Origin of the sequence: Rhizobacter sp. (assembly GCF_035702065.1) — a bacterium.
GTDB lineage: Bacteria > Pseudomonadota > Gammaproteobacteria > Burkholderiales > Burkholderiaceae_C > Rhizobacter.
In genome coordinates this window covers 1-4,451 of the sequence record NZ_DASSRA010000246.1, presented here as the reverse complement: position 1 = coordinate 4,451, position 4,451 = coordinate 1, and the positions used below count along the sequence as shown (strand labels likewise).

The window sequence follows — 4,451 nt, the reverse complement described above, 5'->3', positions numbered from 1 at the left end:
TCAGCTCTTGCGCTTGGCCGGCTTGGTCTCGGCGGCGAGCTTCACGGCCTCTTCGTCGGGCGGCAGCAGCGAGGTCAGCGTGCCGGGCGGCAGGTGGCGCAGCTGGTCGGCATCGAGCTTGCCGATGAACTTCCAGCCCGTGGGCAGCTTGATGAAGGCGAAGGCCGTGGGCGGGTCCACGAAGACGTCATACTCGTTCACGACGACGGCGGCGGTCGTTTGCGCCTGCGCCTCGACGTGGGCGACGGTGCCGATCAGCCCCACCATCATGAGCGCGAGGCAGGGGGCGAGACGGGCCAGGAAAGTGGGCATGGGAATCTCCGGTTCAGTGGCAAGTGGCAGTGAAAGGCAGTGTCCGGCCCGCTCGTTTCAAGCCCGCTTCATGGCCCGCTGCCTTCGTTTCATCTGTTGTCACAGCGACTGTTTCCCTCCACGCCCTTTCTGATGTCCTCCATGTCCCACCATTTGTTCGTCGTCGCTTCTACCCGCGAGCCTGGCCACGTCGGCAACACCGAATGGCTGGCCCGCCGCGCGGCCGCCGGCCTGCCCGCCGAGGCCGCGCAGACCTGGCTGCATCTCGCGCGCATGAACCTGCCGCCCTTCACCGACCAGCGGCACACGGTGGGCACCTACCCCTGGCCGCAGGGCGACCTGCGCACCCTGCTCGACGCGACCCTGGCCTGCACCGACCTCGTGCTGGTGGCGCCGGTCTACTGGTACAGCTTCCCGAGCACGCTCAAGACCTACCTCGACCACTGGAGCGCGTGGCTGCGCATCGAGGGCCTGCCCTTCAAGGCCGAGATGGCGAAGAAGCGCCTGCACCTCGTCACCACCAGCGGCAACCGCGAGAAGGCGCAGCCGATGATCGACTCGACAGGGCTGTGCGCCGGCTTCCTCTCGATGCCGCTGGCCGGCGTGCTGTGGGGCAAGGGCGGGCCGCCGGATGCGGTTCAGTCCGACGAGGCGGCCCTCGCCGCGGCAGACGGCTTCTTCGCGCGCTGAGCCAGGCGCTGAGCCAGACGCCGAACCCAGGGCCACACGCTGCACGCCAGCAGCAGCACGAAGGCCAGCGCGGCCAGGGCCACACGCACATCGGCCCGCGCCACCACCGGCTTGGCGAGGTCCGGCGACCTCATCGCCTCCGACAAGCCCTGCGCCGTCTGCAACCGAACAAAGCCCAGCCCCAGCTCGCCCGACAGCAGGCGCAGATAACCCTCGCGCAAGGCCGACAGGTGCTCGCGCCCCGGCGTGCCGCCCAGGCCGGTGGCCGGCGGGCCGGCACCCTCGTCCAGCAGCTTCTCGCCTTCGACGCTCGCGCCGCGGCCGCGGCTGCGCGGGTCGGTCTGCATCACCTCGTCGGCCTGCCAGAAGCCGAGCGGGCGGCCCAGCGGGTCGGTCTTGGGGATGGGTGAGGGCAACAGGTCGCCCACACCGACGATGAGCCCCGGCACCTCGCCCGCCTTGTCGTCGAACGCCGGGCGGTACAGCGGGTTGAGCGGCGGCGCCTCGTGCCCGTCGGTGATGAACACCAGCGAGGGCTTGCCGGGCAGCGCCTTCGCGATGCCGAGCGCGCTGTGCAGGCCTTTGGCCACCTCGCTGTTGCCCGACCAGCCCATGCGCGCGTCAATGCGCGCCAGCGACGAGCGCAGCTCGCCCAGGTTGGCGCATACCTCCACCGGCGCCAGCAGCAGGAAGGCGCGGTACTCGGTGAACACCGCCCAGCCGACCTTGGAGCCGCAGGGCAGGTCGAGCAGGCTCTGGCGCAGTGCGTCCTTGGCGAAGTCCAGGCGCGAGACGGGCTTGCCGGCCAGCACCGCGTCGGTCACGTTCATGCTCTGCGTGATGTCGAGCACCACCACGTGCTCGAACAGCTTGCGCTCGATGCGCACGCTGGGGTTGAGGAAGGTGGCGGCCAGCGCCAGCGCCGCGGCGGCGAGCAGCCAGCGTTCGCGCGTCATGGGAGGCCCGGTGTCATGGCATTCCGGGGGAGTAGCCACGCATGGTGGTCGCGGCGCGCTCGGCGTTGCGCTGCGTGTCGGCCGGCTCGGCCAGGCTGTCGTCGGGGTCGGGCAGCAGGCGCTGCGCGCGTTCGAGGTTGTAGCGCGCGTCCCATTGGCCGGGGTCGTGGCGCAGCACCTCGCGGTAGATCTCCTTGGCCAGCTCGATCAGCGGGAGGGCCTGCCCCGGCTGCGCGCCGGCGCGCAGGGCCTGCGCCTGGCGCACCAGCAGGTTGGCGCTGTTGTAGCGCGCCGCCTGGCCGAGTGGCGTGTCGCCTTGCAGCGCGCGGTAGCGGTTCAGGGCCTCGGTGTCGGCGCCACTCGCCGCCTGTGCATGGGCCAACGCGAACTGCAGCTCGGGCGGCGCGTCGGTGGCGGCCACGGGCGGATCGGCCGCGATGGCCACGTTCCAGCGCTGCAGCCGCCACAGGTACGCGCCATCGAGCAATGCGGCGACCACGGCGACAGCCGCCACCCCCAGCACGACGCGCGTGCGCCGCCGCGTGGTCACTGGTCTGCCCTCCGCGCAAAGCGCTCCGGGATTCGCGCTTGGGAGCGGCCCGGCGCGCTCATGCCCATCGCCGGATCTCCAGCGCCCGGGCAGCGAGCAGCAGCAGCACGCACAGCAGCGCGGCGCCATGCGCGTACGGCGCGAGGTCGCGCCGCGGCACCAGGTCGAGATAAGTGATGGGCAGGTTCTCCAGCCGGTTCACGTCGTCGATGGCGGCCTGCAAGGCCTTGTCGTTGTCGGCCTCGTAGGCGCGGTAGGGCGTGCCCAGCGACTGGAAGAAGCGGTGCAGCTGGTGCTCGGGCACGGTGTCGGCCGCGCCCAGCGGGTCGCCGGCCTCCGCATTGAGCCCGGGGCTGTTGGCCGAGCGCAGGTAGAACCAGTCGATGGCCGCGCGGTGCTTGCGCGCGGCATAGGCGATGCGCTCCTGCGTGCCCGGGTCGAGGTGGTCGCCGCCGTCGGACACCAGCATCACGATGCGCGAGCCGGTGTAGGGCCGCTCGTCGAAGAAGGACAGCGCCTCCAGCAAGGCCAGGCCGATGTTGGTCTCCGACAGGCCGCGGCCGATCTCGCCCGCGGCGATGGCGGCCTGCACCACCTCGTTCTTCTGCGTGAACTCCAACACGCGCATCGGCAGCGTGCTGAACACCACCATGCCGAAACGGTCGTCGGGCCGGCTGCTCGCGAACTCCGACAGCATGCGCCGCGCGACCTTGCCTTTGGCGTCGCGCGGGCGGCCGGGCGCGAGGCTCATGTAGTAGTCGATCGCCTCGGGCCCGGTGCCGCGCGGGCGGTTCGCGCCCGACGCCAGGCGCGCGCCAGCGAAGCCCTGGTCCATGCTGCGACTGCGGTCGAGCACGACCACGATCTCGGCGCCGGTGCCCACGCGCTCGACGGTGTACTCGGGCCGGTGCGGGCCGGCCATGGCCAGCACCAGCAGGGCCAGCGCGAGCACCGCGGCAGCTTGCAGCGCGCGACGCAGCGCGTCGGAGGCGCGGTCGCGCGGCATCAACGCGACCCAGGCATTGACCACCGGCTGCTCGGCGCGCGACCACAGCGGCAGCAGCGCCAGCGGCAGCAGGCCCAGCAGCCAGGGCGTGTCGAACTGGATCATCACGCGGCTCCCCGCTCCGCATCGCGGCACTTGCGGCAGAACTCGATCAGCCAGCGCCCGTCGCTTGCCGTGGGTTGTTCGCCGGCGAAGAACTCGCGGCGCGAGTGCTGGAAGAAGGCCAGCAGCTCGGCGCGCAGCTTGGCGTAGCGCGGTTGCGCCGCCACGAAACGGTCGACGCCGTGCTCGAACAGCACTTCGCCAGCGGTCTGGTTGAGCGCGTCGTGCACGCGCTGGAAGGCGGCCCGCGGCTTGTCGCCAGGCAGGTGCCGCCAGGCATGGGCGAACGGCAGCTTGCGGCTGTCCCACCAGGGCGCAACAAGGTACACCTGCCCGAGGTAGACCGCGCACAGCAACAGCACCACGCCATAGGCCCAGAGGCGGCGTTGCGCGGGCTGCGTGTCGAGCCGCGGTGGTGCGAGGTCGGGCCGCAGCTCGCCCAGGCCTTCGCGCGGTGAGACTTCGGTGGGCACCAGCGGTGACACCGTCACCGGCCAGGCGTCGACGCGCAACAACTGCTCCCGTCCCTCGCCCTGAAAGCCCAGCGAGAAAGGCGCAATCTCCAGCGTGCGCACCTCGGGAGGAGAGAAGAACACCTGGTAGCTCAGGCGCAGCTCGTGGCGCGTGCCGCCCCCCTCGGCGCGGCTGCGGCGCGACACGCTCTGCAGCTCCACCGCCTTGCCGCGAGCGCCTGGACGCGGCAGCTTTGTCTCGTCGAGCACGAAGCCTTCGGGGGCATGCACGATGAGCTCGCGTTCGAGCACGTCGCCCACGTGGTAGCCGAAGGCACGCGGCTCGATGGTGGTGGCGCGCAGCGTGTCGGCGGCCTGCGCCG

At 71.5% G+C, this 4,451-nt stretch carries 6 protein-coding genes; 1 reads left to right on the top strand and 5 read right to left on the bottom strand.

Going from position 1 to position 4,451, the window contains the following annotated elements:
• Positions 1-312: a hypothetical protein gene (locus VFL64_RS11350; RefSeq protein WP_489540486.1), complete on the bottom strand. Its 312-nt coding sequence runs from the start codon at positions 310-312 to the stop codon at positions 1-3.
• A gap of 132 nt (positions 313-444) precedes the next feature.
• On the opposite strand from VFL64_RS11350, the gene VFL64_RS11345 reads away from it, so the two are divergent.
• Positions 445-1,002 carry an NAD(P)H-dependent oxidoreductase gene (locus VFL64_RS11345; protein WP_489540485.1) on the top strand — a complete coding sequence of 186 codons (558 nt, stop codon included), beginning with the start codon at positions 445-447 and terminating at the stop codon, positions 1,000-1,002.
• Here the strand turns inward: VFL64_RS11345 and VFL64_RS11340 are convergent.
• The 4 genes from VFL64_RS11340 to VFL64_RS11325 form a co-directional block, all read right to left on the bottom strand.
• On the bottom strand, positions 951-1,958 hold the full coding sequence (locus VFL64_RS11340) for a vWA domain-containing protein (protein WP_489540484.1): 1,008 nt from the start codon (positions 1,956-1,958) through the stop codon (positions 951-953). The genes VFL64_RS11345 and VFL64_RS11340 overlap by 52 nt on opposite strands.
• A gap of 13 nt (positions 1,959-1,971) precedes the next feature.
• On the bottom strand, positions 1,972-2,508 hold the full coding sequence (locus VFL64_RS11335) for an MxaK protein (RefSeq protein WP_489540483.1): 537 nt from the start codon (positions 2,506-2,508) through the stop codon (positions 1,972-1,974).
• Between the two features lie 58 nt (positions 2,509-2,566).
• On the bottom strand, positions 2,567-3,619 hold the full coding sequence (locus VFL64_RS11330) for a vWA domain-containing protein (RefSeq protein WP_489540482.1): 1,053 nt from the start codon (positions 3,617-3,619) through the stop codon (positions 2,567-2,569).
• On the bottom strand, positions 3,619-4,451 hold an 833-nt coding region (locus VFL64_RS11325; protein ID WP_489540481.1), incomplete at its 5' end, for a hypothetical protein. The genes VFL64_RS11325 and VFL64_RS11330, both read right to left, overlap by 1 nt.